At 72.5% G+C, this 26995-nt stretch carries 22 protein-coding genes; 11 read left to right on the top strand and 11 right to left on the bottom strand.

Annotated features, from left to right (window positions below; all coding sequences use genetic code 11):
- Positions 1-79: 79 nt before the first annotated feature.
- The 3 genes from ACFWXQ_RS29920 to ACFWXQ_RS29910 all read right to left on the bottom strand — a co-directional run bounded on the left by ACFWXQ_RS29920 (position 80) and on the right by ACFWXQ_RS29910 (position 2669).
- Positions 80-1423 carry a helix-turn-helix domain-containing protein gene (locus ACFWXQ_RS29920; protein WP_383941705.1) on the bottom strand — a complete coding sequence of 448 codons (1344 nt, stop codon included), beginning with the start codon at positions 1421-1423 and terminating at the stop codon, positions 80-82.
- A 444-nt stretch (positions 1424-1867) separates the two neighbouring features.
- Positions 1868-2254, bottom strand: coding sequence for a peptidase inhibitor family I36 protein (locus ACFWXQ_RS29915; protein ID WP_383941702.1), 387 nt, complete (start codon positions 2252-2254; stop codon positions 1868-1870).
- Between the two features lie 37 nt (positions 2255-2291).
- Complete coding sequence (locus ACFWXQ_RS29910) at positions 2292-2669, bottom strand: peptidase inhibitor family I36 protein (RefSeq protein WP_383941700.1); 378 nt, start codon at positions 2667-2669, stop codon at positions 2292-2294.
- 329 nt (positions 2670-2998) lie between these two features.
- On the opposite strand from ACFWXQ_RS29910, the gene ACFWXQ_RS29905 reads away from it, so the two are divergent.
- The gene (locus tag ACFWXQ_RS29905; protein ID WP_383941697.1) at positions 2999-3937 is read left to right on the top strand and encodes a winged helix-turn-helix domain-containing protein; all 939 of its coding nucleotides are present in this window, start codon (positions 2999-3001) and stop codon (positions 3935-3937) included.
- Between the two features lie 95 nt (positions 3938-4032).
- Here ACFWXQ_RS29905 and ACFWXQ_RS29900 read toward each other — a convergent pair whose 3' ends face one another.
- Positions 4033-5142, bottom strand: a complete 1110-nt coding sequence (locus tag ACFWXQ_RS29900; protein ID WP_383941694.1) for a MerR family transcriptional regulator — start codon at positions 5140-5142, stop codon at positions 4033-4035.
- Positions 5143-5378: 236 nt separating this feature from the next.
- On the opposite strand from ACFWXQ_RS29900, the gene ACFWXQ_RS29895 reads away from it, so the two are divergent.
- From ACFWXQ_RS29895 to ACFWXQ_RS29885, 3 genes are all read left to right on the top strand, one after another.
- Positions 5379-6416, top strand: coding sequence for a permease (locus ACFWXQ_RS29895; RefSeq protein ID WP_383941740.1), 1038 nt, complete (start codon positions 5379-5381; stop codon positions 6414-6416).
- A gap of 20 nt (positions 6417-6436) precedes the next feature.
- Positions 6437-7183 carry a TIGR03943 family putative permease subunit gene (locus tag ACFWXQ_RS29890; protein WP_383941736.1) on the top strand — a complete coding sequence of 249 codons (747 nt, stop codon included), beginning with the start codon at positions 6437-6439 and terminating at the stop codon, positions 7181-7183.
- A 245-nt stretch (positions 7184-7428) separates the two neighbouring features.
- A complete protein-coding gene (locus ACFWXQ_RS29885) occupies positions 7429-9498 on the top strand; it encodes a TerD family protein (RefSeq protein WP_383941733.1) in 2070 nt (689 codons plus the stop codon).
- Here ACFWXQ_RS29885 and ACFWXQ_RS29880 read toward each other — a convergent pair.
- The 3 genes from ACFWXQ_RS29880 to ACFWXQ_RS29870 are packed head-to-tail and all read right to left on the bottom strand — an operon-like array spanning position 9484 to position 14433.
- On the bottom strand, positions 9484-11331 hold the full coding sequence (locus ACFWXQ_RS29880; protein ID WP_383941691.1) for a SpoIIE family protein phosphatase: 1848 nt from the start codon (positions 11329-11331) through the stop codon (positions 9484-9486). The two genes, ACFWXQ_RS29885 and ACFWXQ_RS29880, sit on opposite strands and share 15 nt — an antisense overlap.
- Complete coding sequence (locus ACFWXQ_RS29875; protein ID WP_383941688.1) at positions 11321-13321, bottom strand: transglycosylase domain-containing protein; 2001 nt, start codon at positions 13319-13321, stop codon at positions 11321-11323. Before ACFWXQ_RS29875 ends, ACFWXQ_RS29880 begins: the two co-directional genes overlap by 11 nt.
- Entirely contained in the window at positions 13318-14433 is a 1116-nt protein-coding gene (locus ACFWXQ_RS29870; protein WP_383941685.1) for a sigma factor-like helix-turn-helix DNA-binding protein, read from the bottom strand. Before ACFWXQ_RS29870 ends, ACFWXQ_RS29875 begins: the two co-directional genes overlap by 4 nt.
- A 218-nt stretch (positions 14434-14651) precedes the next feature.
- Between ACFWXQ_RS29870 and ACFWXQ_RS29865 the strand changes: the two genes are divergently transcribed.
- From ACFWXQ_RS29865 to ACFWXQ_RS29855, 3 genes are all read left to right on the top strand, one after another.
- Positions 14652-15161 carry a SigE family RNA polymerase sigma factor gene (locus ACFWXQ_RS29865; protein WP_189841394.1) on the top strand — a complete coding sequence of 170 codons (510 nt, stop codon included), beginning with the start codon at positions 14652-14654 and terminating at the stop codon, positions 15159-15161.
- Positions 15151-16044: a L,D-transpeptidase gene (locus tag ACFWXQ_RS29860; protein WP_383941682.1), complete on the top strand. Its 894-nt coding sequence runs from the start codon at positions 15151-15153 to the stop codon at positions 16042-16044. Before ACFWXQ_RS29865 ends, ACFWXQ_RS29860 begins: the two co-directional genes overlap by 11 nt.
- A 154-nt stretch (positions 16045-16198) precedes the next feature.
- Positions 16199-17311, top strand: coding sequence for a HoxN/HupN/NixA family nickel/cobalt transporter (locus ACFWXQ_RS29855; RefSeq protein ID WP_383941680.1), 1113 nt, complete (start codon positions 16199-16201; stop codon positions 17309-17311).
- A gap of 45 nt (positions 17312-17356) precedes the next feature.
- On the opposite strand, the gene ACFWXQ_RS29850 is transcribed toward ACFWXQ_RS29855, so the two are convergent.
- Entirely contained in the window at positions 17357-17782 is a 426-nt protein-coding gene (locus tag ACFWXQ_RS29850; RefSeq protein ID WP_383941677.1) for a luciferase family protein, read from the bottom strand.
- A gap of 246 nt (positions 17783-18028) precedes the next feature.
- On the opposite strand from ACFWXQ_RS29850, the gene ACFWXQ_RS29845 reads away from it, so the two are divergent.
- Positions 18029-18433, top strand: coding sequence for an SgcJ/EcaC family oxidoreductase (locus ACFWXQ_RS29845; RefSeq protein ID WP_326760156.1), 405 nt, complete (start codon positions 18029-18031; stop codon positions 18431-18433).
- A gap of 157 nt (positions 18434-18590) precedes the next feature.
- Positions 18591-19820 carry a PP2C family protein-serine/threonine phosphatase gene (locus tag ACFWXQ_RS29840; protein WP_383941675.1) on the top strand — a complete coding sequence of 410 codons (1230 nt, stop codon included), beginning with the start codon at positions 18591-18593 and terminating at the stop codon, positions 19818-19820.
- Positions 19821-19826: 6 nt separating this feature from the next.
- On the opposite strand, the gene ACFWXQ_RS29835 is transcribed toward ACFWXQ_RS29840, so the two are convergent.
- Both ACFWXQ_RS29835 and ACFWXQ_RS29830 read right to left on the bottom strand, forming a co-directional pair.
- Positions 19827-20660, bottom strand: a complete 834-nt coding sequence (locus ACFWXQ_RS29835) for a class I SAM-dependent methyltransferase (protein ID WP_383941672.1) — start codon at positions 20658-20660, stop codon at positions 19827-19829.
- A gap of 118 nt (positions 20661-20778) precedes the next feature.
- The gene (locus ACFWXQ_RS29830) at positions 20779-21666 is read right to left on the bottom strand and encodes an alpha/beta fold hydrolase (protein WP_383941669.1); all 888 of its coding nucleotides are present in this window, start codon (positions 21664-21666) and stop codon (positions 20779-20781) included.
- Positions 21667-22013: 347 nt separating this feature from the next.
- Between ACFWXQ_RS29830 and ACFWXQ_RS29825 the strand changes: the two genes are divergently transcribed.
- Positions 22014-24083: a BTAD domain-containing putative transcriptional regulator gene (locus ACFWXQ_RS29825; protein WP_383941668.1), complete on the top strand. Its 2070-nt coding sequence runs from the start codon at positions 22014-22016 to the stop codon at positions 24081-24083.
- A gap of 28 nt (positions 24084-24111) precedes the next feature.
- On the opposite strand, the gene ACFWXQ_RS29820 is transcribed toward ACFWXQ_RS29825, so the two are convergent.
- Positions 24112-24975 carry a hypothetical protein gene (locus ACFWXQ_RS29820; protein ID WP_383941665.1) on the bottom strand — a complete coding sequence of 288 codons (864 nt, stop codon included), beginning with the start codon at positions 24973-24975 and terminating at the stop codon, positions 24112-24114.
- Between the two features lie 151 nt (positions 24976-25126).
- On the opposite strand from ACFWXQ_RS29820, the gene ACFWXQ_RS29815 reads away from it, so the two are divergent.
- Positions 25127-26962, top strand: coding sequence for a glycoside hydrolase family 15 protein (locus ACFWXQ_RS29815; RefSeq protein WP_383941662.1), 1836 nt, complete (start codon positions 25127-25129; stop codon positions 26960-26962).
- Positions 26963-26995 lie beyond the last annotated feature (33 nt).

The following is a 26995-nucleotide window of genomic DNA, read 5'->3' as shown; positions in this document are numbered from 1 at the left end:
CGCGGGGAACTGCGCGACCAGCCCCAACGAACCCGCAGGCTAATAACGACCCCCCCCCGCGGAGCGGACAGGGCGCTCGTCAGAGCGGTGGGTGCGCCGGCGCCGGGCCCAGCGTGGTGGTGCCCGGAGCGGTCCGGTGCCCCAGCCCCGTCCGGTACGCATCCAGCGCCGCCTCGATCCGCCCCGTACGCCGCAGCAGATCCCCCAGCAGCCGGCACAGGTCGGCCAAGTCACCCGCCGCACCGGCCCGTTCGAGGAGGCTGAGCGCGCGCACGTAGTGCTCCTCGGCGGTCTCCGTGTCGCGGGCGTCCTCCGCGATGATGCCGAGCAGCCGGTGCGCGGCCGCGGAGTGGACGGCCCCGCGCTCCGAACTCAGGTCCCCGAGCACGTCGTGGAGCAGGGCCGCCGCCTCGTCCGACTTGCCGCGCCGGTGCAGGACGTCCGCCAGTTCGACGGCGACCTGGCTGGTGTAGAGCGTGGCGCGCTGGGCGGAGTGCATGGCCTGCGCCTCGCGCAACTCGCTCTCCGCGCGCTCCATGTCGCCGTTCTGCGCGTGCATGTACCCGCGCATCCAATGGCAGTTGGCGAGTTCCGTACGGATCTGGAGCTGGCGGTACAGCTCCGCCGCCTTGCCCAGGGAGGCGTCCGCCTCGGCGATGCGGCCCTCGGCGATCATCGTGCGGGCGACGGACCGGTGCATTCGGGCCAGGAGCGCGGGGTCGCCGACCTGGGGGGCCAGCGCGAGGGCGTACTCCGCCGCCTGTGCGGCCCGGGCGTGCGCTCCCATGTCCATGTACGGGGCGATGACCGCCGCGTAGAGCAGCAGCAGGGCGTCCGGATCGTGCAGCCCGCCACGGTTCAGCTCGTCGATCGTGGATTCCAGCAGGTAGCAGGAGTACCGGAGTTCGCCCGCGAGGTAGTGCGAGACCGCCCGGCCGCGCAGGGCCGGGACCCGGACGGGCAGCGGGGCGTCGGCGAGTCGTTTCTCCGACTCCTCGAAACGCAGCCGGGCCGTCCCCAGATCCCCGGTGGACAGGGCGCATTCGCCGAGGCCGAGGAGCGCGGCCGCGCACTCGGCGTTCAGCCCGTGCGACTCCGCCTCCGCGAGCAGCGCGGTGTACTGCTCGGCGGCGACCTCCGCCTCGCCGGTCGCCAGCGTCCGCTGGGCGTCGGTGAGCCGCAGCCGCAGGTCCGTGGCGAGGTGCGCGGGCCGCCCGGTGGCGAGCTCCTCGTACGCGACCCCGAGCCGCTCCGCGATGTGCCGCAGCGCCTCTTCGGAGGGCCGTACGCGGCCCGCCTCCAGCGTGGAGACGTACGCGGGTGTGTAGGCGGGTTCCGCCAACTGCTTCTGTGTCAGCCCGCGTTCCGTACGCAGCTGCTGCACTCTGCGCCCGATGATTCCCGGGTCGTCGCGCTCGGCCATGGCGTAAGCATGCCAGTAAGTCGACTTACACCCGCACGCTATTCAACTTCCCGTTGTAAGAGGTCAGTTAGGGCGGTCGGGCAGGCGGCCGATCGGCTCAATGCGGCCCTTGCCCCAGAGGCGAACACGCCCTAGGTTAAGCGGCGCGTTAAACGCACGATGACGCAGACTTAATACGCTGGCCTACGTTGACGATGCGAGGTTGTCGCCGTGTTCCGACGCATTGCCACGCGCTTCTTCCCTGCTCGGTTCGTGACCGCGCTGTTCGCCGCCGTGATCGCCGTCGCCGCGTTGATCAGCGCGGCGACGGCGGGGCCCCACTAGGGCTCCGCCCTGGGGGTCGTTCGCTTGTCTGCGGGCCGGTGGGGGCTTGTCGCGCAGTTCCCCGCGCCCCTGAAAAACCAGGGGCTGCGCCCCTCCCCACCGGCCCGCCGTTTCAGCGCGTCAGCATTCGCCTCGCCACACCACTCGGGTGATGGTGAGGCCTGCTTCGGCGTTGGCCTTGTACTTGCCGGGGCCGGGGTTGTAGTGGAAGCAGTCGGTCGAGGGCTGGCCGCCCAGGAGCGAGGTCACGTCCACGTGGTCCGCGCCCGGGAAGACGGTTCCGTTGTTGAAGATGGAGCCGACGGACAGGTTGCCCGACCAGTTGCCCGCGACCTTGAGGACGAGCCGTCCCGTCTGGTCGGGGCCGCTGTAGGCGCAGAAGTTGCCCTTCCCGCAGCCGGGCGGGTTCGCCTCCGCCGACGCGGTCGGGGACACGGCGAGAACACCGAGGAAGGCGGCCGCGACGGCTCCGGTGCCCAGTGCGGCGAGTCGCTTTCCGGTCAGCATGATGAGAACCCCTCCGTTGCCGGGACGACGCGTGTGGTCAGCACTCGCCGCGCCATACGACCTTGGTGATGTGGACACCCGCGACCGCGTTCACCTTGTAGGCGCCGGGGCCGGGGTTGTAGTGCAGACAGGCCGTCTCCCCGCCGCCGCCCGGCGACGTGTACGTCACGTCGACGTGGTCGGCGCCCGGAAAGGCGACCCCGTTGTTGAACACCGAGCGGATGGCGACGTTCCCGGACCAGTTCCCCTTGGTCTTGAGGACGAGCTGACCGGTCTGGTTCTCTCCGCTGTAGGCGCAGAAGTACTCCTTCTCGCACCCGGGCGGATTGGGCTCGGCCGAAGCACTCGGCGCGGTGGCCAGCACGGCGGTGAAAGCCGCGGCCGCCACCGCCCCGAAAGCAGCACGTTTGCGCATGTCGTTCTTCCCCCTTGGCCGTTGTGAAGATCTTGGTCGCGTACGCCCTTCAGGCTGCCCGGTGCCGACTCTTCCTGCCAGGTGTTTCGGCGCGCGCCGAAAAGGGCTGGTGGAGTGCCGGAGCGGTGGTGCGCGCGACGGCTCCCGCGGCCGTGTGGCGTGCGGCGATCCGGGGAATGGTGCTGGCGAGTTGGCGCGAAAGGATATTTCGTGATCTTCGATTCCAAGGGAACATTTCACGCCGATGCCTCAGCCGACCGCCCCACCGACTGTGAGAGTTTGCCGTGCTCCGAGTGCATTTCACGTGCGAAGACCTGCTCAGAACCCGAGTGGCCGCAGCGCCGGACCCGTTGTGGGAGACCGTACTCAGCGCGAACCTGCTGGCGACGCGTCAGGGACCGGCCGTCTTCGGTGCGTGGCGCGCGCGGGCACGGGCCGGGCTGCGCCGGCTGCCCCGTCAACACCTGCACCTGGTAAGGACGTTGGCACCGCCCCGGGGCAGCTTCCCCGACTTCCTCAATCCGGCGGAAGCCGCCCAGGGGCTGTCGGAGGGTGTGCGGGCGATCCTGTCCACGCCTCGCCGGCGGCTGGCCGAGGAGATGAACGTACTCACCGCGGCGCCGTCGTGGCTGCGTCCCCTCGCGGACGGCGAGCCGGCGGCGCTGGAGAACCTCGGGCAGGCGCTGCACGGATACTTCCGCGAGGCGCTGACGCCGTACTGGTCCGCGGTGCGCGCGCAGATCGAGGCCGACCGGGCCGTGCGGGCGCGGGAGATGCTGAGCGGCGGAGTCGAGGCGCTGCTGTCGAGCCTGGGTCCGTCACTTCGCTGGCGGCCGCCCCATCTGGAGGCGGAGTACCCGCTCGACCGTGAACTGCGGCTCGACGGACGGGGGTTGCTCCTGGTGCCCTCAGTCTTCTGCTGGCAGGCACCGATCACGCTGACCGACCCGGGCCTGCCGCCGGTACTGGTCTATCCGGTCGCCCGGACCCACCACTGGTGGCTGCCCCAGCAGTCGGGTGCCGGGCCCCGCACGCTCGGCAGACTCATCGGCCAGGGGCGGGCCGCCGTCCTCCTGGCTTTGGAGGACGGCGGCACGACGAGCGAGGTGGCCCGGCGCGCGGGTGTGACCTCCGCGACGGTCAGCGAACACGTCAGGATCCTGCGGGAGGCGGGCCTGACCGCATCGGTCCGCGACCGCAACACCGTGCTGCACGTGCCCACTCCACTGGGCCTCAGCCTGCTGACGGCAAACCGGTCCGGGGGATGAGGCGGCCGAGGACGCCCTGAAGGGGCGCGGGGAACTGCGCGACCAGCCACGACGGACCCGCAGACGAATGACGGCCCCCCGTCCCCCCGGAGCGCTCAGTTCTCCAGCCGCACCGGCATCAGCAGCGAGAACGTGTCCTCCGTATCGGCCCGCCGGACGGCCACGGGAGCCGTAGGAGCCCCGAACTCCAGCACCAGCCGGTCGCGGTCCCCGGCGGCGAGCGCGTGCAGCAGGAACTCACGGTTGACGGCGACGTCGTAATTCCGGTCGGCGTCCCCCTCTTCCTCTTCGCCATCGGCGCAGACGGTCACCGTGCCGTCGGCTGCCGGCCGGAGCACGCTGAGGTCGCAGGGCACTCCGTCCGGCCCGGGCGTCTCGCTGCTGCGGACGGGCCCGGTCTCCAGCGCCTCGCGGAACGCCGGTACGTCGACGACCGCGCGGCGCCCGGCCGGCAGGCGGACGAGACGACGGTAGTCGGGGAAGTCGTGGTCCAGGCACTGCCCGGCCGCCTGCCGGTCCCCGGCCTCCAGCGTCACGCGGTCACCGTCCACGGAGAGCCGGACGGGTCCACCGGCGTCCTCACCACTCAGCAGCGCCCGCATCGCGTCGGCGAGCGGGGCGGGCACGATGACCTGTTCACGGGGCCCCTCGTACCCGTCGGCACGGGCCCGCGCGACGGCCATCCGGTACCGGTCGGTGGCCACGACCCGAAGTGCCTCGCCCTCGATGTCGAACAGGACGCCGCCGAGCATCGGCAGCTCCGGGTCGGTACCGGCGGCGAAGCGGACGGCGTCCAGCGCGGCGGCCAGTTCGGCCGCGGGGACGGTCAGCCGGACGGCGGCGGTGCGGAGCGATGTCATGGGTTTCTCCCTGCCTTCGAGTAGCGCTCGGACCGCGGAGAACTCGCTGCGGGCATCGGACAGCCCCAGTTCGAGCCGGCGCAGATGCGCCTGGAGCAGCTTCCGTACGAGGTCGGTGTCCGCGCCGGACCAGCCGGCCAGCACCAGCCGGATGTCGGGCAGGGGCATACCGGCCCGGCGCAGCCGCGTCAGCAGGCGCGCCTCCTCGCACTGCTCGGGGCCGTACCAGCGGTAGCCGCTCACCGGATCCACCCAGGCGGGGACCAGCACCCCGGCACGGTCGTAGAACCGCAGGGCACTCACACTCAGCCCGCTGTCCCGGGCCATCTCCCCGATACTGCGCATCTCGCTCTCCACATCCGGAACTCTGGGCCCTGCACAAGGTCGAGGGTCAACAACCCCGCTGACAGCCGTCTCCTGGCGAAAACGCAGACCCCGCACAGAACCACCGGTTAGCCTGCGCGAACGTACGACGGGTGAGGCGGGGGCGGGAAGCAAGGCACGTGGAGACAAGGGGTGTGAAGACGAGGGGCGCGGACCTGGGCGTCGCGGACACGAGTGGTGCCGGGAACCGGCGTGGTGTGGCCGACGGGGTACGGCTCGTGGCCCGGGCGCTGGTGTACGTGGCGGTCGGCGGGGTCGCCCTGGTCGTCATCGCCACCGTCGGATCCGTACTCGGGCCGATGGTCGCGCTCGACATCGCGACGCCTGCCATGGCCGCCTGGTGGACCGTGTTCACAGCGGTCGTCGTGCAGGGCATCCCCTTCCTTCTGCTCGGCACGGTGGTGTCGGCGGCGATCGGGGCGTTCGTCCCTGAGCGGGTCTTCAGACGCGTACTGCCGAAGAACCCGGCGCTCGCCGTGCCCGTCGCGGGGGCGGCAGGGGCCGTGCTGCCCGGTTGCGAGTGCGCGTCGGTCCCCGTGGCCGACAGCCTGATGAGACGCGGAGTCGCACCGGCGGCGGCGCTCGCCTTTCTCCTCTCGGCCCCCGCGATCAACCCGGTGGTGCTCGTCGCCACCTCCATCGCCTTCCCGGGGAATCCGGCCATGGTCGGCGCCCGTCTCGTCGCCTCGCTCGCCACCGCCGTGGTGATGGGGTGGCTGTGGGTGCGGTTCGGGAGGGAGGAGTGGCTGCCGGGGATCGCTGCCCGGCGCAAGGGCGGATCCGGGACGACGGGTAGGGGCACGGGTACGGGTACGGAAGCGGCTGCGGGCCCGGGCGGCTGGCGGGGCTTCCGGGACGGCCTGCAGCACGACTTCCTGCACGCCGGGGGCTTTCTGGTGCTGGGCGCGGCGGCCGCGGCGACGTTCAACATCCTGGTGCCGCGGTCCCTGCTGGACGTGTTCACCGGTTCGCCCTGGCTCTCGGTGCTGCTGCTCGCCGTCCTCGCCGTGGTGCTGTGCGTGTGTTCCGAGGCGGACGCCTTCGTGGCCGCCTCGCTGACCGGGTTCTCGCCGACGGCCCGGCTCGCCTTCATGGTCGTCGGCCCGATGGTCGACCTGAAGCTCATCGCCCTCCAGGCGGGAACTTTCGGGCGGGCGTTCGCCGTCCGGTTCTCGGCCGTCACATGGGTGGTGGCCGTGGTGAGCAGTGGGGTGGTGGGCTGGTGGCTGCTGTGACGACCCGACCGCGTACGCGCCTGAGGCTGCGTCCGCAGGGGGTACTGCTCATCCTGTGCGGCGCCGCACTCCTCAGGATCGCCCTCTTCAGCGAGCTGTACCTGCGCTATGTGAAGGAGGGCCTGCGCCCGTACCTGGTGATCTCGGGCGTGGCACTGATCGGGCTGGGCGTGGTGGGCATGATCCGCCGGACCAACGAGGAGGACGAGCAGGAGCACGAGGCCCACTCCGGGCAGGACCACAGCCACAACCACAACCACGATCACGACCACACCCACAACCCCCGCATCGCCTGGCTCCTCACCGCCCCCGCCCTGGCCCTCCTCCTCTTCCCGCCGCCCGCCCTCGGCTCGTACAGCGCGGGCCGCGAGGAGGCCAGGGTCGCCGCCCAGGGCACCGGTACCTTCCCCGAACTGCCCGCCGGGGACCCCGTCGACCTGACGCTCGGTGCGTTCGCCTCCCGAGCGGAGTGGGACACCGGGGCGTCCATGAAGGACCGCACGGTCCGCCTCACCGGCTTCGTGACCCGCGACGACGACGGCACCTGGTACATCGCCCGGCTCCTCGTCACCTGCTGCGCCGCCGACGCGCAGGCCCTGAAGGTCGAGATCCGCGACGCGGACGCGCCCGCGGCCGACGCCTGGGTGACGGTCACGGGGACCTGGCACCCAACGGGCAAGCCCGGCTCCGACACCGCCCGCCCGGTCCTGAACGCCACATCCGTGAAACGGATCCCGACACCTTCGGATCCGTACGAGAAGCGATAGGCAGTGCCTCATGTGCCGGCCGGTGGGGGCTGGTCGCGCCCACGCGGCGAAGCCGTACATGTCACAGCCCCGCGCCCCTAAAGGGGCGGAGCCATCCGAGTCGTTCATTCGGGGTCTATGCGCATGATTCCGGCGCTACAGTTCGTCACTGATGCGCTGGGTGTGGGGCGCGTCACACATCGCGACGAAATGAGTCGGCAGGTATCACCTGTGCGACGGTGCATTTGGGGGGCCTCGTGCACGAGATGGTCAAGGGTGCCAATGTCGGACTTACGGCGTTGAGCGAAGACGTGGGCTCCGTGATGGTGAGCCTGGGCTGGAGCAGTCCGACGGGTGAGGGCGACGCGGACGTGTCCGTGTTGTTGCTGACTGCGGACCACAAGGTCCGCAGTGACGCGGACTTCTACTTCTACAACAACCCCGTGGCGGCCGACGGGTCCGTGCAACTGCTGGGCAAGACGCCCACGTCCGACGGCAACGAGGACCGGATCACCTTCGATCTGACCGCGATTCCGGCGGACGTCGAGCAGGTCGTCGTGGCGGCGAGCCGCTACAACGGAGCCCGGTTCGGGGATCTGGACGACGTACGCGTGACCCTGGCCGACGGCTCGGGGGAGGGGCTGCTGCGGTTCTCCATCGAGGACGCCGGAGAGGTCGGCGCGCTGCTCTTCGGTGAGCTCTACCGGCGGGCCGGCGACTGGAAGTTCCGGGCCATCGGGCAGGGGTACGAGTCCGGTCTCGCGGGCCTCGCCCAGGACTACGGCGTCGATGTCGACGACGACGCGGAGGAGGCAGAGGCGGCCGAAGTGGCCGAGGCGGAGGATGCCTCTTCGGAGGAGACCCTGTCGGAGGTGGCCGCCGAGCCCGTCGCCGCGGAGGCTGGGCCCGCGACCGTGGCCGTGGCCGTGGCGGTGGTGCCGTTGGCCGCCGTGCCCGCTCCCGGTCCGGTTCCTGTGGTGGAACAGGTCGTGAGCGAGTCCGCCGAGGCCCCGGCCAAGTCGGTCCCCCGGCCCCGTACGGCGAAGAAGAAGGTCACTCTTCCCAAGGTGGCCAAGAAGTCGCTCGCCGAGAACGACTCCTGGCGGGCCGCCCGGCTCTTCCCGGTCTCCGCTCTCAAGAGCGACCGGGACAGGGAGACCCGCGCGACCTCCGTGCTGCTGTCGGTGATGGCGCAGGTGCCGGAGTTCGGCAGGCGGCTCACCGCCGGTTTCGGGGCGCCCGCCGGGCGGATGGAGACGTTCACCGAGGTCTCGCTGCCGAACGGCGACTCCCCGCGGCGACCGGACGGCGTGATCCGGGTCGAGCGGGCGGGCAAGCTGTGGACCGCGCTGGTCGAGACGAAGACCAACGGCAACTCCCTCAAGCCGGACCAGGTCCAGGCGTACACCGACATCGCCGCCCGCCGCGGCTACGAGGCCGTCATCACCCTCTCCAACGACGTGGAACTGGACGGCAGTCCGCTGGTCGACGTGAAGACGGACGGCCGGCGCAAGCACAAGGTGGCGCTGCGGCACCTGTCGTGGGCCGACGTCACCCACCAGGCCCAGATGCTGATCCGCCACGAGGGCGTCGGCAACGCGGCCCACGCCTGGCTGCTCCAGGAACTCCTGCACTACCTCCAGCACGAGAACTCCGGCTGCCACGGCTTCCAGAACATGGGCCCGGCCTGGGTCCCTGTACGCAACGGGATCGACGACGAAACCCTCTGCCAGGGCGACCGGCGAGCCGTGGAGGTCGTCGAGAGCTGGGAACGGCTCGTACGGCAGGTGTGTCTGCGCCTGGGCGGCGAACTCGGGCAGAAGGTGCTTCCCGTGCAGCGGGCGAAGCGCGGAACCGATCCCCGCGTCCGCCGCGCGGCCCTCGCCGACCAGCTCTGTCTGGCGGGCCGGCTGGACTCCGAACTCCGCATCGAGGGCACGCCCGGCATCCTCGCGCTCACCGCGGACCTGCGGACCGGCAAGCTGCGGACGTCCATCGAGATCGCCGTACCCGAGCAGGGCTACCCCCTCACCTGGGCCAAGCGCCTCATCCGTCAACTCTCCGACGCACCGGCCGACCTGCATGTCGAGACCTTGCTCGACGGGCATGCGGGCGGCCCGCGCGGCACGCTGGAGCGGCTGCGTCCCGAACCGGGCGACATCCTCCCCAAGAACGACGCCGAGATCACCGGCTTCCGGCTGTCCCTCTTCCGGAGCATGGGCAACACCCGAGGCTCCGCCGAGTCCGGGTTCATCCGCAGCGTCGACGAGGCCGTGGACCGCTTCCACGACCACGTGGTCGTACACCTGGACCGCCCCGGCTCAACGCGCCGCTGATCCCGGCCCCTTCGTCCACCCCGGTGGTAACCAGCCCAGGCGGTCCGGTTCGGGTGGGGTGGGGTTTGTGCGGGCCAGGAGGATGGCTACGTCGTCTTCCGAGGCGGTGGGGTCGAGGTGGGTGATGACGGTGTCGAGGAGGGTGGGGAGGGGGTCGGTCGGGGTGATGGGGAGGGTGGCGAGGGTGTGGAGGCCTGTTTCGATGTCGCGGTCGCGGCGTTCGACGAGGCCGTCGGTGCACAGGAGGAGGACGGAGCCCGGGGGGAGGGGGACCGTGGTGGCCGCGAAGGAGCCGAGGCCCACGCCCAGGGGTGGGGCGACGGGGAGGCCGAGGAGGGTGCGGGTGCCGTCGGGGGTGACGAGGAGCGGGGGGATGTGGCCCGCGTTGGAGAAGGTGGCGCGTTCCCGGCGGGGGTCCAGGAGGGCCAAGAGGCACGTTGCCACCCGGTCCAACTCCAGAGTGAGTGCCGTGCGTTCGGCCTGGAGGAGGATGAAGTCCGGGCTGCTGCCCTGGATCGCCAGGGTGCGGAGCACGGAGCGGTACTCGCTCATTGCCGCTGCCGCGCGGACTCCGTGGCCCATGACGTCCCCGACCACCAGCAGCGTGCGGTCGTGGGGGAGCGCCAGTGTGTCGAACCAGTCGCCGCCCACCTCCGCCCCCGAGCCCGCCGGGAGGTAGCGGCCCAGGGTCTCCACGCCCGGGCCCGTGACCGTGGGCGCGTTCAGGAAGGCGCGCTGCATCTCCAGGGCCGTCTCGTGTTCCCGTGTGTAGCGGACCGCGTGGGCGATGCCGGTGGCGGCCCGGTCGGTGAGGTCGCCCAGCAACTCGGTGTCCGTGTCCGTCAGCCGGGGCGAGTCGCCGGCGCGGAACACCATCACCGCACCCACCAGCTCCTCGTGGACCGCGAGCGGGAGGTAGATCCCCGAGTGCGCGCCCATCCGCAGGAGGTGCTCCTTGCGCTCGGGCGACGGCGAGAACTGGCGCATGGCCTCGTCGTCGGGATGGCTGAGGACCAGCGGGCGCCGGTCGGCCAGGACATGGGCCATCGGGGAGCCCGCCCGGTGGACCACGAACTCGTCGAGACGGCCGAGCGGGGAGGACACCTCCGCCAGGTCCGGGGTGGTGGCCAGCGCGATACGGCGCAGGCGCAGCGGGTAGTTCTCCGACGGCACCCGGGGCGTGCCCTCCGGGTCGACCACGTCCACCGCCGCGTAGTCCGCGAACCGCGGGACCAGCAGGTCGGCGAGTGCCTGGCAGGCCTGGCGGAGGTCGAGCGTCGCGCCGGTGCTGCGGTTCGCCTCGTCGAGCAGGGCCATCCGGTTGCCCGCCCGTACGAGGTGCTCGCGGCCGCGCAGCGCGTCGGTGACCTCCAGGACGACGCCCGCCACCCCGAGGATCTCGCCGGTCGACGCCGACAGCCGGTGGTAGGCACCCAGCCACCACCGGTTGTCCCCCGTCCCGTCGGCCGGGGTCTGCCCGCCCACCGTGACGATCTGCGGCACCCCCGTGCGCAACACCTGTTCGAGCAGTTGCTCCGACGACTCCAGGTCCGGCAGAAGGTCCGGCAGCCGGCGGCCGATGTGGTCGGCGGCCGGGACGCCGTTGAGGCGGGCCAGCGCGTCGTTGACGTAGAGGTAGCGCAGGTCCCGGTCCAGGACGGCGACACCGGCCGGGCAGCCGTCGAGGATCCGCCGGGCCAGGGTCAGCTCCGCCAGCAGCCGCTCCGCGTGCTCCCCCACCCCCTCGGCACGGTCCACCGCGTTCGCGATCGCCGCCAGTTCCTCCTGGGTGAGCAGGACGCGCGGGGTGGGCTGGACCTGGTCACCGGGCACCCTCCCACGGCACCACGCCGCCGCCCTGCCCACCAACGGGCGGGCCCGTCCGGGTGACGTCGGCCTCGCCCCTGCCACCTTCAGCCGTGCCTGTGCCCGCCCCCTTACTCTCACCCGTGCCCGTGCCCGTGCCCGTGCCCGTGCCCTTGCTTTCGCCCGCGCCCGCGCCCGCACCCTCACCCGTGCCCTTGTCCCCGGCTCCCGTTCCGGCCTCGGTCCCGGCGACGGTTCCGGCCCCGGCGTCGGCCTCGGTCTTGGATCCGGCCCCCGTCCAGGCCTCCGCCGCAGGCCCCTCCGTCCCGGGGGAACCCGCCAGCCGCCACACCTCCCCCGCCCGCAGCGCCGCGTGCTCGGCGGGCGGGTACTCGCCGGTCAGTCCCGCGACCCGGGCCGGCTTGCCCCCGCGCTCGGCGAACAGGGCGACGGTGAGGGCGAGCCGCGGCGAGTACACGCTCTGCCACACAGTCCGCGCCCCCGGCCCGCTGCCCGCGCCCGCCGCGTGGCTGGTCACCGGCAGGAACGCGGCCCCGACCCCCGTCGCGACGGGCTTGACCGCGGTGCCCGGAGCGTCCGGAGCGTCCGGAGCGAGCGAACCGTGCATCAGCTCGGTGACCACCGCGACCTCCTTCTCGCCCATCGCGGTACGCGTGCTCGGGCGCGCGGTGTGCACCGTACGGCCCCCGCGGGTGATCTTCGTGACCGTGTACGGCTTCGCGTACGTGCCCCCGGCGGCCACGGTCGCGTACGCGGAGTTCAGGCGCATCGGCGTCGGGGCCGCCTCCTTCGGCAGGCCGGTCAGCGGCTCGCCCAGCCGGATGCCCGCGTACGTGAACGGTTCGGTGGCCGTGCCCGCCTCGACCGCGCCGTCAACCGCGTCGTTGAACGGCTGGTGCGCGTAGTCCGCGCCGCCGTACAGCACGCGGACCGCCCCGTCGCCGGGCACGGTCGCGACGACCGCGGTGTGCAGCCGCGCCCCCTTCGCGTCCGCGGGCGTACGGTCGCGGACCAGCTCCGCCGTCTCGTCCTGCAGACCGAGGTCGAAGGTGGTGTGCACCTTGTAGCCGCCGCGCGCCAGCTGGTCCTCGGTGATGCCGAGCCGGTCGGCGGCCTCGGCGGACGCCGCGTCGATCAGGTACTGACGCCCGCCGTCCGTGTCGCCCGGTGGATAGAAGCGGAACGCGGGAAAGCGGGCGGCCGTCCGCTCGCGCTCGCTGATCGCGCCCGAGTCCGCCATGGCGTCCAGCACCCAGACCCAGCGGCGCTCCAGCGTCCCGGTCACCTTCGCGTCGGCGCCGGCCCGCTCGTAGTACGACGGGAGGTTGACGATCGCGGCCAGCGCCGCGCCCTGGGAGACCGTCAACTCCTTTGCGCCCACGCCGAAGTAGTTCCGCGCAGCCGATTCGACACCGGCGGCGCCACGGCCGAAGTACACCGTGTTGAGGTAGCCCTCCAGGATGTCGTCCTTGGACCGCGTGCGGTCGAGCTTCACGGCGATCAGCGCCTCACGCGCCTTGCGGCTCAGCGACTGCTCCGGGGTCAGCAGGGCGTTCTTCACGTACTGCTGCGTGATCGTGGAACCGCCCTGCCGCTCGCCGCCCGTCACGGTCGCGATCGCCGCCCGCAGGATCGCGGTCGGGGCGACCCCCGAGTCCGTACGGAAGGAGCGGTTCTCCGCGGCGATCACCGCGTCCTGGACGTGCCGGGGCACCTGCTCCAGGGAGATGTCCTGGCGGTCGACGGGCCCGCGTCGGCCCAGGTACTCGCCTTCGGCGTCCACGAAGACCGTGCTCTGGCTGACCGTCTCCGGGTGCGGGTCGGGGATCCCGGTCATGCGGTACGCGACGACGAGCGCGGCGCAGGCCGTCAGGAACAGGACGAGGAGGGCGGCCAGGACTCGCCGCAGACGGCGGGTGCGGGTGCGGCGGAGGTAGGTCCGCAGGGTGTGGAGGCGGGTGCGCAGGGTCCGTGGGGTCCGCGGGCGGGTGGTCATGAGGAGGTGCCCGTCTGTGCGAGGAGCTTGCCGGCGGAGTCATAGGCCTTCACGGTGATCTCGCTCAACCGGCGTTTGCCGTCCGTGAGTTGGGTGTCCGCGTACCAGACGGACCAGCCGGGGCTGCCCGCCAGGGTGAGGACACTGGCCGTGAACGTGCCGTCAGGGGTGGTGATTTGGACGCGGGACGGTTCGCGGGAGCTCTGGAGGACGCCGGAGTGGAAGGCGCGTGTCCCCGAGCCGGGGTCCGACTCCAGGGTGATGCCGGCGCCCGATCCCTTGCCGGCCGGCCGGAACCGGTTCGGCCCCTTCGGCGTCGACCAGTGCTTGCCGTCCTTGGTGAGCCAGACCTCGACACCGGGCGCGGCGGAGACCCGCTCACCGGCGGTCACGACCCGAACCGCCGTCCTGGACACGGGAGTTGTGCCCCCACCGTCGCCGCCGGAGCCCGAGCCGCGCACGGCGCCCAGGACCAGCGGCGCGAGCAGCAGGGCACAGACGGCGGTCAGTACGGCCGTCGTACGGCGGCGGCTCCGCCGACGCGTGCGGCCCGCCTCCTCGACGGCCGGGAGAACGGCGGCAGGGAGAACGGTGGGAGGGAGAACGGTGGGAGGGATGCCGGGAATCGGGGCGGGGCCGGGCGCGGACCGGCCCCCGGGGCGCGGCGACTCGCCGTACGCCGGGTGGGCGCGCAGGGCCTTCAGCGCCCGGCGGCCGTGCGCCTTGACCGCGCCCGGCGAGGAGTTGAGCAGCGCGGCGATCTCCCGATGGGACAGACCGTCCCAGTGGTGCAGGACGGCGACGGCCCGACGGCGGGGCGGGAGAGCCGCCAACACCTCGGTGAGCGGGTCGAGTTGATCGGGCGCGTACGACTCCGGGGCTCGCCGGGAGCCGATGAACGGCCGGGTCCGGCTCCGCAGAAAGCCCCGTACCAGAGCCCGCCGGACGTAGAACTCCGCGTCGTCGCGGGGAGTTCTCCGCCGCGCGTACACCTCCGCGAGCGCCGCTCTCGCGAGTCTCTCCGCGCGGGCGGAGTTCCCCGTGAGCAGGCGGGCCGTACGCGTCAGCCGGGGCCAGTACTCCCCGGCGCGGGCGGTGAATTCGTCGTCCATGGTCAGTCGAGCGCGCTGTCCGCGCGCCACTCCCTCCGGCTCAGCCCTGCGTGGTGCTTGTGCTTCGATGTACGCGGCGTCCGTAACCTCCGTGCCCTCTGAGACGTCTGTGACGTACGGGACCTGTACGCACGGAGGAGGCAGCCGGGTTGCACGGGCATCCGAAGTCAGCGCCGAGGACGACTGCGACGAGAGCGGCAGGGGGTGGGGCGGGGGGTATGACCGAGGAGGAGTTCGACGGGTTCTACGCCGCGGCGTTCCCCCGGCTGACCGGGCAGCTCTACGCCTTCACCGGGGACCACGGCGAGGCACAGGACGTCGTCCAGGAGGCGTTCGTGCGTGCCTGGGACCGGCGGCGGGAGTTCCTCGCCGAGGGGGCGCCCGAGGCATGGGTCCGTACGGTCGCGATGCGGCTCGCGGTGAGCCGGTGGCGGCGGGCGCGGCGCTGGCTGGAACTGGTGCGCCGCAATCCGCCGCCCGAGCACACACCCGGTCCGGGGCCCGAACGGACCGCGCTCGTGGGGGCGTTGAAGGAACTGCCGGAAGCGCAGCGCATGGCTGTCGTTCTGCACCATCTGTGCGACTTGAGTGTCGAGCAGGTAGCCTCCGAGACCGGTGCGCCCGTGGGGACGGTCAAGGCCCGGCTGTCCCGTGGCCGGGCGGCGCTGGCGCGGCGGCTCGGCGAGGCCGACGAACTGGGTGAGAGGGAGGACGACCGTGTCCGATGAGCTCACGCCCGGCACCACCCACGGATTCGACGGCCCCGACGCCGGCCGCTATGCCGATCCCGACCACGGCCCCTGCGCCGGTTCCGACCCCGGTTCCGGTGGCACCGAACTGGCCACCGTGCTGCGCGAGTTGGCACACGACCACGAGACGCCCGTACCGGTTCCCGGCGCGGAGATCCGTCGTCGCGCGGGGCGTCGCCGGCGCCGGCGGCAGGCCTCGATCGCCGCGGCCGGTGCCACGGCCGCCGGGGCCCTCGCGCTGGTCCTGACCGTGGCCCTCACGGGCGGGCGGGACGCCGGATCGACCCCGCCCGCCGCGAGCTACAGCGCACCCACCCCGCTCACACCACCGGCCACCGCCGAGCCCGGTCCGGTGGCCGTCGCCGCCACCGTCGATCTCGGCCGGCGTGAGATGTCCGTCGAGGGACGGATCCTGCCCGTCTCCTCCGGGTCGCTCAAGACGCCGACGCCGACCGGCCTGATGACGGTCACCGCCAAGTACCGGGCGGCGACAGTGCCCGGCGACTCCGCGGGCTGGAACGGGTACGACGTCAAGGGGACCTGGGTGATGAGGCTGCGCACCCCCGACGACCGTACGAACTACCTCCTCGCCCTCACCTGGGACGAGAAGGCGCCCGGCAACTACGACCGCACCGGCGGCGTGATCGGCCTGCGCCGCGCCGACGCGATGTGGCTGTACGAGGCGCTGAAGCCGGGATCGGTGGTGGAGGTGGTGGGGGCGGCCCCGGCGGAGACGTCCGGAGGAACGAGCACGAGCACGGGGACGGGTACGGGTACAGGTACGGGGGCTGTGGAGGCGACGCCGACACCGACGGGGGCCGTGGACGCCGTACCGCCGTTGCGCGAGGGCATGACGCCCTGAGGCACGCGGACCTGGCGCACGCGGGCTTTCCCTGTTGCCGGTCGTATGCGGGGCAAGACCTGGCCCGCCCTTTACTGCGCATTAGTTGCAGGTGCGGTGGTCCCGCGGTGATGGTGGGGAGGCAGTTCCACCGGACGTAAGGCAAGGCGAACCCATGACCACCCTCTCCTCCTGGCGTGCCTCCCTGAACCGGGAGGAGTGGGTCCGGGTCGGCGGGATGGCCGCCTTCATCGTGGCGCTGCACGTCATCGGCTGGTTCACGCTCGTCGCGATCGTGGCGCCCGAGCACTACAGCGTCGGCACGAAGTCCTTCGGCATCGGCATCGGCATCGGCGTCACCGCGTACACGCTGGGTCTGCGGCACGCCTTCGACGCGGACCACATCGCCGCGATCGACAACACCACCCGCAAGCTGATGGCCGAGGGGCAGCGGCCGCTGTCGGTCGGGTTCTGGTTCTCGCTCGGGCACTCCAGCGTCGTGTTCGCGCTCGCGTTCCTGCTGTCGCTGGGCGTGAAGGCGGTCGCCGGGCCGGTACAGGACGACGGCTCCACCCTGCACAGCGTCACGGGGCTCATCGGCACGACGGTCTCCGGGGTCTTCCTGTACGTCATCGCGGCCGTCAACCTCGTCGTCCTCGCCGGGATCTGGAAGGTCTTCCGGCAGATGCGGCACGGGCACTTCGACGAGGCGGCGCTGGAGGACCGGCTGAACAACCGCGGTTTCATGAACAGGCTGCTGGGCCGTGTCACGAAGTCGATCACCAGGCCGTGGCAGATGTACCCGCTGGGGCTCCTCTTCGGGCTCGGCTTCGACACCGCCACGGAGGTCGCGCTGCTGGTGCTCGCCGGATCCGGGGCCGCCTCCGGACTGCCGTGGTACGCGATCCTGTGCCTGCCCGTGCTGTTCGCGGCCGGCATGTCGCTGCTCGACACGATCGACGGGTCGTTCATGAACTTCGCGTACGGCTGGGCGTTCTCCAAGCCCGTACGGAAGGTCTACTACAACTTCACCGTCACGGGTCTGTCGGTCGCCGTCGCGCTCCTCATCGGGACCGTGGAACTCCTCGGGCTGCTCGCCGAACGGTTCTCCCTGCACGGCGCGTTCTGGGACCGGGTGGCCGGCGTCGACCTGAACGTCGTCGGGTTCGTGATCGTGGGGCTCTTCGTCGCCACCTGGGCACTCGCGCTGGTGGTGTGGCGGGTCGGCCGGATCGAGGAGAAGTGGACGGCGGGCCTGCCCACGCCGACGGAACGGCCGGCCGAGTAGGGGGCTTTGGGTTTTGGCGACTGTGCCGTTCAGTGACCGTGCCGGTCAGTGGGCGTGCGGCATGAGGCGGTCCACCATGCGGCGGGCCGCTCCCGGGCGTGGTCCGGGGACCACCGGTGGCCGCTCCCAGTCGCACGGTGGCGACGGACGGCGGGGCGGGACCGCGCCGTGCTCCTTCAGCGCGACGCTCACGAGGCCCAGCAGGAGCTGGACGTCGGCGTCGCAGTCGAGGAGCACGGTGATCCAGGAGGCGCCGGGGCGGACCCTGATCGCGCTGGCGTGCGCGAGCTGGGGCAGCAGGCGCTCGACAGCCGTGCGGGTGAGGTAGAGGTCGGCGGAGTCGTCGGAGTGGAAGTGGACGATCTCGTGTCCCGCCGAAGCGAAGGCATGCCCAACGGTGCACCGGGGCGGGCCACTTACCAGGTTCGGCCAGGTCTCCAGAAGAGCCATGGCGCGATGGGCCGCGGTCATAACCCCATCCTCGCGCACGCTTCACCTTAAGGACCACCCCCAGCCACTTGCGACTACTCCCCCCGCACGCTCGGTCACCCCTTGACCTGGGCATGGGGCCGAATGAGCCAGGTGCGATGAGTTTTTGGACACAGGGCGGTCCACACCGGAGAAGGTCCCGCGGAGAAGAAGACTGCGCGGAAGCGGACCGCAGGGAAACAGCCCGCAGGGAAACAGTCCGCAGAGACGGAGGCCCCCATGACCCCCATGAAGGACGACCAAGAGCTGATCCGGGAACTGATCGAGCGCTGGGCCGCCGCGGTGCACGCCGGTGACCTGGACACGGTCCTGGCCGGCCATGCCGAGGACATCGTGATGTTCGACGTACCGCCCCCGCAGGACGGTGTCCGTGGCCTGGACGCGTACCGCGCGACCTGGCCGCCGTTCTTCGAGTGGCAGGCGAAGGGCGCCTGCTTCGACATCGTCTCCCTGGACGTCACCGCGGGCGCGGACGTCGCCTTCGCCCACGCCCTGCTGCGCTGCGGCACCCCGGAGGAGCTGGCCGCCGCGCCCGGCACCCGCCTGCGCCTCACCCTCGGCCTGCGCAAGGAGAACGGCCGCTGGACCGTGGCGCACGAGCACCATTCGTTCCCGCTGGGGGACGAGCAGTAGCGCCGGCAGCAGCGCCGGGCGGGGACCGGCACACCGTCCCGGTGCGCCCCGCCGCCGCGCGCCAGCGGCCGACTCGTCCAGAAAGCTGGTGGTATGGCTGCCTGGGTGCGTCGACGGGCGTACCGGCGTACGGGTACAGCGCGGCGGAGGTGGGTTGGTGGAGTGGCCTGGTGAGGGAGTGCCGGCCCCGGTCGGGATGGTCGAGGAGGCCGTCGAGTCGATCGGGACCACCCTCGACGAGCGGACCACCTGCGCCGAACTGGTCGGGTTCCTGGGGCGGCACGGCTGCGAGGCCGTCGCCGTGGACCTGCTGGGCGAGGACGTGCCGGCGACGCGGCCCGCCGGCGATCCGGCGCTGACCCGGGCCGCGTCGGAGGGTCCGCCGGAGCTGCTGGCGGCCCACGACGGAGAGCCGTCCCTGACCGTACGGGCCCTGGACGAGGGGCACCCGATCACCACGACGGACGACGTGTCGGACGGTGTGCCCCGCCGCTCGATCTCGGTGCCGATGCTCGCGCACGGCCGCCTGTACGGGGTGCTCCTCGCGGTCCGCACCGGGCGTCCCTTCGCCGACCACGAGACCGCCGCGATGCACTACGCGGCCCGCCTGGCCGCCGTCCACATCGGCCACGCCCGCCGCCACACCGCCGTCCACAGCACCGCGATGAAGCTCCAGCGCGCCCTCCTCGCCGAGCCCGGCCGCCCGCATCCGAACCTCGACCTCGCCACCCGCTATCTGCCCGTCGGCGGCGGCACCCTCGTCGGCGGCGACTGGTTCGAGACCGTACGGCTGCACTACGGCCGCACCCTGCTGGTCATGGGCGACGTCATGGGGCACGGCCTGGACGCCGCCGTCGACATGAACGCGTACCGCTCGATGCTCCGGTACGTCGCCTCCGCCGATCTGCCCCCGCACCGCGTGCTGCGCCAGCTCGACGCCGCCGTCTCCGAGGACGGCACGCGCCGGCCGGCCACCTGTCTGCTCGCCCGTATCGACCCGGCCCGCGGGACGGTCGCGCTCGCCAGCGCGGGCCATCTGCCTCCGGCCGTGTTCGCGGGCGACGGCACCGGGACCCTGATCGACGTGCCCGTGGGACCCCCGCTCGGCACCGGCGTCGGCGGCTACGAGCTCGGCACCCATGAACTCGCCCCCGACGAGACCCTGCTGATGTTCACGGACGGCCTGGTCGAGCGGCGCGAGGAGGACATCGACGCCTCCCTGGCCAGGCTGGCCGCCCTGCGGCTGCGCCCGGAGGGCGACATCGAATCCTTCCTGGAACAGGTCCTCGACCGCCTCGACGCCCACCGCGCCCAGGACGACGTCGCGATCCTGGCCGCGCGGATCCGCCTCCGCAGAACCCGACAGCGCCCCGAGCCGGACCGCTGAGCGGTGTCACTCGGTCGCGAACCGGAACAGGTTGAAGCGGTACGCCTCGATGTCCCGGCGCCGGACCGTGGCCATCACCCGGAGCAGGACGCGGTAGGGGAGGGCGAGCCGGCGCGCGACCGGGGCCGGCAGCTGGGCCAGGGTGCAGGAGTCCGTCAGGCTGAGGCCCGGCTGCCAGTGTTCGAGGGCGCCGGGGTCGTCGCAGCTCCAGCGCATCCGGGCGGCCACCTTGGCGAGTACGTCATGGCTGTCCTGGGTGTCGACCATGCGGGACGCCGCGGTCTCCAGGGCCAGCAGGGATCCGGGCAGCCACTCGCCGATCTCCCGGAAGACCGAACGGACCAGCTCCTCCTCCAGATAGATCAGCACCGCCTCGGCGGCCAGGAAGTACGGTCCGGGGCTGCTGCGCCGCACCTCCTCCATCCAGTCCGGGTCGGTGACCGAGGCGGCGATCATGCGCCGGCGGTCCGTGTCCTCGAAGAAGCCCCGCCGCAGCGCGATCACATCGGGCAGGTCGAGGTCGAACCAGTGCACCGTGCCGTTGTCGAGCCGCTCGAAGCGGGTGTTGAGCCCCGTGCCGATCTCCACGACCGTGCCCGAGGGGTGCCGCTCCAGGAAGTCCCGTACCCACAGGTCGAAGAGCAGGGTGCGCAGGTTCGCCCCGAGCAGGCTCTTCGCGCCGTCGAAACGGGAGAAGTCGTAGTCCAGGGCGTCGACCATCTCCACGGCCCGCGGATCCCTGAGCATGCCGCGCGGTTTACGCGTCTCGACCGCACGGGCGTAGAGGGGGATGAGCAACGTCTCCTGGACGTCGCCGAGTCGGGGCGTGCGCTTGTCCATGACCGGCTGCTCCCTTGTCCAGGCGCTTCGGCATTAGGCAAGGCTAACCTAACTTGCGTGCTGTCGGCAGTCCTCCGCGCCCACCGCGGGCGCCCTGGTGGACAGGGCGCCTCGGAGCTCACCGGGTCAGCAGGTCCCGTACCGCCTCGACCACCTCGTCGGGAGCCTCCTCCGCCATGAAGTGGCCGCAGGAGACGGTCGTATGACGCAGGTCGGGTGCCCACGCGGACCACAGCGCGGCGGCGTCGAAACCGAGGGCGGTGCCCCAGTCCTGCTGGAGGACCGTCACCGGCATCCGCAGCCGGCGGCCGGCCTCGCGGTCGGCCAGGTCGTGCGTGACGTCGATGCCGGCGGAGGCGCGGTAGTCGGCGACGATCGAGGGGACGGCCGCGCGGGACGCCGCCAGGTAGGCGGCGCGGATCTCGGGCGGCACGGCCGCCGGGTCGCGCGTCCAGATGTCGAGGAAGTGGCCGAAGAAGGCGTCCGGGCTCGCGCCGATCAACTGCTCGGGCAGGCCCGGCGGTTGGGCCATGAGGTAGAGGTGGAAGCCGACCGCTGCCGACGTTCCGCGCATCACCTCCCACATGTCCAGCGTCGGCAGGACGTCCAGTGAGGCGAGGTGGGTGACCCTGTCCGGGTGGTCGAGACCGGCCCGGATCGCCACGAGTGCGCCACGGTCGTGGCCGACGAGCGCGAACCGTTCGTGTCCCAGGGCCTCGGCGAGTGCGATCACGTCGGCGGCCATCGTGCGCTTCGAGTACGTCGTTCCGTCGGGGTCGGCGGGTTTGTCGCTGGCTCCGTAGCCGCGGAGGTCCGGGCAGATGACGGTGTGCTCTGCGGCGAGTTTGGGCGCCACGTGGCGCCACATCAGGTGGGTTTGGGGGAAGCCGTGCAGGAGGATTACGGGGGTGCCGGTGCCGCCTGTGGCGGTGTTGAGGGTGATGTTGTCGGTTACGGGGATGCGGTGTTCGGCGAAGCCGGGGATTGCCGGGGGCGTGGAGGTCATGGGGTGCCTTTCGGTGTGTGCTTTGTCTGCGGGTGGGTGGGGGGCTGGGTGCGCAGTTCCCCGCGCCCCTGGGGGGTGGGGCTGGGCGTGGTGTGTTGTCTGCGGGTCCGGTGGGGGCTTGTCGCGCAGTTCCCCGCGCCCCTGGGTGGGTGCGGGTTCGATTGGGCTGAGCGCGCAGTTCCCCGCGCCCCTGAAGGGGCGCGGCTGAGCCGCATGGCTCGCAGCCCCCGCGCCCCTGAGTAGGTGGGTGCCGGACTCTTTGAGCCTGGTGGGTGTGAATCAGTGGCTGGTCAGTGGGTGGGGGCGGCGTAGCTTGGGATGGGGGTTGCTGGAGGGGAGAGGTTGGCGTGCGGGTTGTGTTCGGGGTGCTCGGGCCGACGGTCGCCTTCGGCGACACCGTGGACGGGGACGCGCTCGCGTTGAAGGGGCCGCGGCACCGGGCCGTGCTGGCTCGGCTGATCGTGGCCCGCCGCCGGGTCGTACCCGTCGCCCGGCTGGTCGAGGACCTGTGGGCGGATCCGCCGCCCGGTGCCGTGGGAGCCGTCCAGACATTTGTGGCCGCGCTGCGCCGCGTACTGGAGCCGGAGCGTCCGCCGCGGGCCCCGGCCCGGCTGCTCGTCACCGACGGGCCCGGATACGCCCTGCGGACCGAGCCGGACACGGTGGACGCGTGGCGCTTCGAGACGGCACTCGCCACCGCGGCCGGCCTGCCCGCCCCGCAGGCCCTCGCCACCCTGGACGAGGCCCTCGGCTGGTGGCGGGGCCCCGCCTACGCCGAGTTCGCGGACGAGGACTGGTCCCGCGGCGAACGGGCCCGCCTCGCCGAACTCCGCCTCCAGGCCGTGGAACGGCGCGCCGAGGCCCACCTCGCCCTCGGCCGCCCCGCCGACGCGGTCCCCGACCTCGACGCCCACCTCACCGACCACCCCTGGCGCGAGGACGCCTGGCGCCTGCTGGCCCTGTCCCTCTACCGCCAACACCGCCAGGGCGACGCCCTCGCCGTACTCCGCCGAGCCAGAGAAGTCCTGATCAACCAACTGGGCCTGGACCCCGGCCCCCACCTACGCCACCTGGAATCGGACATCCTCACCCAGGCCCCGGGCCTGGACCTACAACCCGGGACGGCTCCGCAGCATGACCCCGCCCACCCCCACCCACCCAGGGGCGCGGGGAACTGCGCACCCAGCCCCCACGCACCCGCAGACAAAACACAACCCACAACAGCCCAGTTATGGACCCAGGCCGCCAAGGCCTACGACCGCGCAGTCGCCGGAGGCGCCCGCGCACGGCTCGAATCCACCGTCGGTCTGATCCGGAACCTCGCGGTCACAGGCGGCGACGGCCTGGCGGAAGCCCGCCGGCACCGCACGGCCGCGGTCACCGCGGCCGAGGAGTTCGCGGACCCGGAACTGACGGCCCGCGTCATCGGCGCGTACGACGTCCCGGCGATCTGGACCCGCGCCGACGACCCGGCCGCGGCCCGGCACATCGTGGCCGTGGCGGAACGCACGCTCACCGCGCTGCCGACGGGCCCGCACGACACGGCCCGCTGCCGTCTGCTCGCCACCGTCGCCCTGGAGACCCGCGGAGCGACCGGCCCGCGCGGCCCCGAGGCCGCCCGCGAGGCCGAGGCGCTCGCCCGCCGCCTCGACGACCCCGCGCTGCTCGCCTTCGCCCTGAACGGCGCGTTCATGCAGTCCTTCACCCGGGCGGGCCTCGCCCCACGACGGGACGCGATCGGCGCGGAACTCGTCGAACTGGCCGCGCGCCACGGCCTGGTGACCTACGAGGTCCTCGGCCACCTCATCCGCCTCCAGTCCCGCGCAGCCCTCGCCGACTTCGCCGCCGCGGACACCCACGCGGCCGCCGCGGACCGCCTCGCCGAACGCCACGAACTGCCGCTGGTGGGGGTCTTCACCGAGTGGTACGGAGCCCTGCGGCTCAGCGCGACCGGGCAGCAGGAGCGGGCCGAGTCCGCCTACCGTGCCGCCGCCGCCCGCCTCCACGGCGCCGGCATGCCCGGCCTGGAACGCGGCCTCCTCCCGCTCGCACTCCTCTGTCTGCGCCTGGCCCACGGGCTCCCGCCGGAACCGGAACCGGACGCGGACGCGGACCCGCGGGCGGACTGGGGCCCGCACCGGCCCTGGGCCGAGCCGTTCATCCTGATCGCCGAGGGCCGTCACACCGAGGCCCGTACCGCCCTGCGCGCCCTTCCGGAGCCTCCGCACGACCTCCTGTACGAGGCCTACAGCGCCCTGGAGGCCGAAGCCGCACTCCGCCTCGACGACCGGGCCGTACTGGAACGCGCCCGCACCCGCCTGCGCCCGGCCGCCGCCGAACTCGCGGGCGCGGGCAGCGGACTGCTCACCCTGGGACCGGTCGAGCGATACCTCACCGACCGGGCCGGCCGGCGATGACGGGCGGCCCCGAGCGCGCCCCGGACTCTCAGCCCTCCTCGGTCGCCGGCCGGGCCGCCGGCTTCTTTCCGGCCAGTACGTCCTGGAGGCGCTGCGTGCCGAGCTGGGCGGCCTGCCGGGTGGAGTTCGCGTCGACGCCGTCGAGGCCGCCGTTGGTGAGGGAGAGGGCACTGTCGCCGACCCGTACGGCGGCGAAGTCCAGGGTGAGTACGGAAGACGAGCCGCCCAATTCGCCGTACACCTTCACCCGCAGGTTCTCGCGGGCCTCGCCCACGCCGGGCAGGGCAGTGGCGGTGACCAGGACGGTCAGCTCCCCGCCCTTGACGTCCGTGGCCGTGAACTCGCCGCACTTCCCCGGCACGGCCTTCAGCCACTCCAGCGACGCGTCCAGCGCCGCCCGGTCGTACGCCCCGACCTGGTAGCGCACCTGCGCCCCGTCGTCGGTGTCGTCCAGGCCCCTGACCGCGCGGGCCCCGGCCGGTTCGCCCAGCAGGTCCTCCGCGTACAGGCCGTCGAGCAGCCGCTGGCAGTCGGGCAGGTCCGTCCTGCCCTTGAGCAGCGCGTCCCGCCAGGTCGCCCCGCCCTGGGTCGGCTTCCAGCCCTTGCCCAGGTCCTTGTTGGAGATCAGCGCCGACTTCACCTGCGCCTCGGTGAGCGTGGGGGCGACCGTGACCGACGGGGACGGCGAGGGGAGCTGCCCGGCCACGGGCGAGGCGGAGGCCGCCGCGTCGTCCTTCGGCGCCGCCCCGGAACCGGCGCCGCCGACGGCCGAGCACCCGGCCGTCGTCAGCAGCGCGGCCGCCGCCAGGGCCGGGACGAGAGCGGGCACCGTACGACGACGGGAGGGGCGGAGCGGGCGCGGTGGGGCGGTCGGGCCGGGCGGACGGGTCATCGCGGAATGCCTCCTACGGCTCCTGCGGGCGGGGGAACTCCACCTCACCGCACCACCCGCCGTCAGGGCCCACCAGCGCACCGGTCCGACCGGGTGAGGCATTCCGCCCGTTCGAGATGCCCCCGCCCCCGGCCGCGCGGACACTGGCACCATGCCGGGAAGGATCGAGGACTACGCCCTCGTCGGAGACCTGCTCACCGCCGCACTCGTGGGGCGTGACGGCAGCCTCGACTGGCTGTGCCTGCCGCGCTTCGACTCACCCGCCTGTTTCGCGGCGCTGCTGGGCGACGAGAACAACGGCCGCTGGCGGATCGCCCCGGTGGACGCCGACACGGGCACGGGCGTGACGGTCCGCCGCCGCTACCGCGGCGACTCCCTCGTCCTGGAGACCGAGTGGGAGACCGCCACCGGCCGGGCCACCGTCGTCGACTTCATGCCGCGCCGCGACGGCGCCCCCAGCGTCGTACGCATCGTCGAGGGCCACTCCGGCACGGTCGACCTGCGCATGGACCTGCGGCTGCGCTTCGAGTACGGCAGCGTCGTGCCCTGGATGCACCGGGTGGACGGGCAGCTGACGGGCATCGCGGGCCCGGAGTCGGTGTGGCTGACCACGCCCGTCGCGCTGACCGGACAGGGCGAGGCCCACACCGCCGACTTCACCGTCACCGCGGGCGAACGGATCCCCTCCGTCCTGACCTGGCAGCCCTCCCACCTGCCCGCCCCCGACACCGTGGACCCCTTCGACGCGCTGCGCCGCACCGAGGAGTACTGGAAACAGTGGCTGCGCCCCTTCTCGTACGACGGCACCTACCGTGACGCGGTCGTCCGTTCCCTCATCACCCTCAAGGCCCTCACCTACGAGCCGACCGGCGGCATCGTCGCCGCCCCCACCACCTCCCTCCCCGAACAGCCCGGCGGCGTCCGCAACTGGGACTACCGCTACTGCTGGCTGCGCGACGCCGGAATGACCCTGGAGGCCCTGCTGCGCAGCGGCTTCACCGCCGAGGCACAGGCCTGGCGCGGCTGGCTGGAACGGGCGGTGGCGGGCCGCCCCAAGGACATCCAGATCATGTACGGCATCGGCGGCGAACGCCGGCTGACCGAGTGGACGGCCGACTGGCTCGCCGGGTACGAGAACTCCCGCCCGGTACGGATCGGCAACGGCGCCGCCGCCCAGCAACAGCTGGACGTGCCGGGCGAGTTGATGGAGACCCTCGCCCTCACCCTGCGCTGCGGGCTGCGTCCCGAACGGCATCTCCTCTCGCTCCAGCAGACCCTGCTCGACCATCTGGAGGAGGTGTGGTCCCGCCCCGACCAGGGCCTGTGGGAGACGCGCGGCGAACCCCGCCACCATGTCCACTCCAAGATCATGTGCTGGGTGGCCTTCGACCGGGCGGTCCGCCTGGTCGAGGAGCACGGGCGCCCGGGGCCCGTCGTGCACTGGCGCGAGGTCCGGGACCGTATCCACCAGGAGGTCTGCGAGCGGGGCTTCGACCCGGCCCGCGCCACCTTCACCCAGTCCTACGGCTCCCGCGCGCTCGACGCCGCGCTGCTGCTCATCCCGGGGACCGGCTTCCTGCCGCCGGACGACCCGCGCGTGATCGGCACGGTCGCCGCCGTGGAACGCGAACTCGCGACCGAGGACGGCCTGGTCAGCCGCTACTCGACGGGCGCGGGGGGAGCCACGGGCACCGGCGGGGCCGAGTCCCCCGACGGCCTCACCGGCGGCGAGGGAGCCTTCCTCGCCTGCTCCTTCTGGCTCGCGGACGCCCTGCTCCTGACCGGTCGCGAGGACGACGCCCGCCGGCTCTTCGAACGCCTTCTGCTCCTGCGCAACGACGTGGGCCTCCTGGCCGAGGAGTACGACCCACTCGCCCGCCGCCAGCTGGGCAATTTCCCCCAGGCGTTCACGCACGTTCCGCTGATCCGCGTGGCGTACGAACTGGACGGGCACGCGACCCAGCACGCACGAAAACTTGTTCCGTAAAGAGCCGGTGAATCCAAGGCGTCTTCTGCGAGG

It is taken from the genome of Streptomyces sp. NPDC058697, assembly GCF_042715345.1.
GTDB lineage: Bacteria > Actinomycetota > Actinomycetes > Streptomycetales > Streptomycetaceae > Streptomyces > Streptomyces liliifuscus.
The sequence above is the reverse complement of the archived record's forward strand: the minus strand, read 5'-3'. Positions and strand labels throughout refer to the sequence as shown.

Bases quoted from the DNA above. Each gene is read 5' to 3' on its own strand.
- ACFWXQ_RS29910 (WP_383941700.1), bottom strand. From the start codon at position 2,669: ATGCGCAAACGTGCTGCTTTCGGGGCGGTGGCGGCCGCGGCTTTCACC.
- ACFWXQ_RS29875 (WP_383941688.1), bottom strand. From the start codon at position 13,321: ATGACCACCCGCCCGCGGACCCCACGGACCCTGCGCACCCGCCTCCAC.
- ACFWXQ_RS29920 (WP_383941705.1), bottom strand. From the start codon at position 1,423: ATGGCCGAGCGCGACGACCCGGGAATCATCGGGCGCAGAGTGCAGCAG.
- ACFWXQ_RS29915 (WP_383941702.1), bottom strand. From the start codon at position 2,254: ATGCTGACCGGAAAGCGACTCGCCGCACTGGGCACCGGAGCCGTCGCG.
- ACFWXQ_RS29900 (WP_383941694.1), bottom strand. From the start codon at position 5,142: ATGCGCAGTATCGGGGAGATGGCCCGGGACAGCGGGCTGAGTGTGAGT.
- ACFWXQ_RS29855 (WP_383941680.1), top strand. From the start codon at position 16,199: ATGACCACCCTCTCCTCCTGGCGTGCCTCCCTGAACCGGGAGGAGTGG.
- ACFWXQ_RS29865 (WP_189841394.1), top strand. From the start codon at position 14,652: ATGACCGAGGAGGAGTTCGACGGGTTCTACGCCGCGGCGTTCCCCCGG.
- ACFWXQ_RS29815 (WP_383941662.1), top strand. From the start codon at position 25,127: ATGCCGGGAAGGATCGAGGACTACGCCCTCGTCGGAGACCTGCTCACC.
- ACFWXQ_RS29845 (WP_326760156.1), top strand. From the start codon at position 18,029: ATGAAGGACGACCAAGAGCTGATCCGGGAACTGATCGAGCGCTGGGCC.
- ACFWXQ_RS29885 (WP_383941733.1), top strand. From the start codon at position 7,429: ATGGTCAAGGGTGCCAATGTCGGACTTACGGCGTTGAGCGAAGACGTG.
- ACFWXQ_RS29870 (WP_383941685.1), bottom strand. From the start codon at position 14,433: ATGGACGACGAATTCACCGCCCGCGCCGGGGAGTACTGGCCCCGGCTG.
- ACFWXQ_RS29850 (WP_383941677.1), bottom strand. From the start codon at position 17,782: ATGACCGCGGCCCATCGCGCCATGGCTCTTCTGGAGACCTGGCCGAAC.
- ACFWXQ_RS29830 (WP_383941669.1), bottom strand. From the start codon at position 21,666: ATGACCTCCACGCCCCCGGCAATCCCCGGCTTCGCCGAACACCGCATC.
- ACFWXQ_RS29820 (WP_383941665.1), bottom strand. From the start codon at position 24,975: ATGACCCGTCCGCCCGGCCCGACCGCCCCACCGCGCCCGCTCCGCCCC.
- ACFWXQ_RS29835 (WP_383941672.1), bottom strand. From the start codon at position 20,660: ATGGACAAGCGCACGCCCCGACTCGGCGACGTCCAGGAGACGTTGCTC.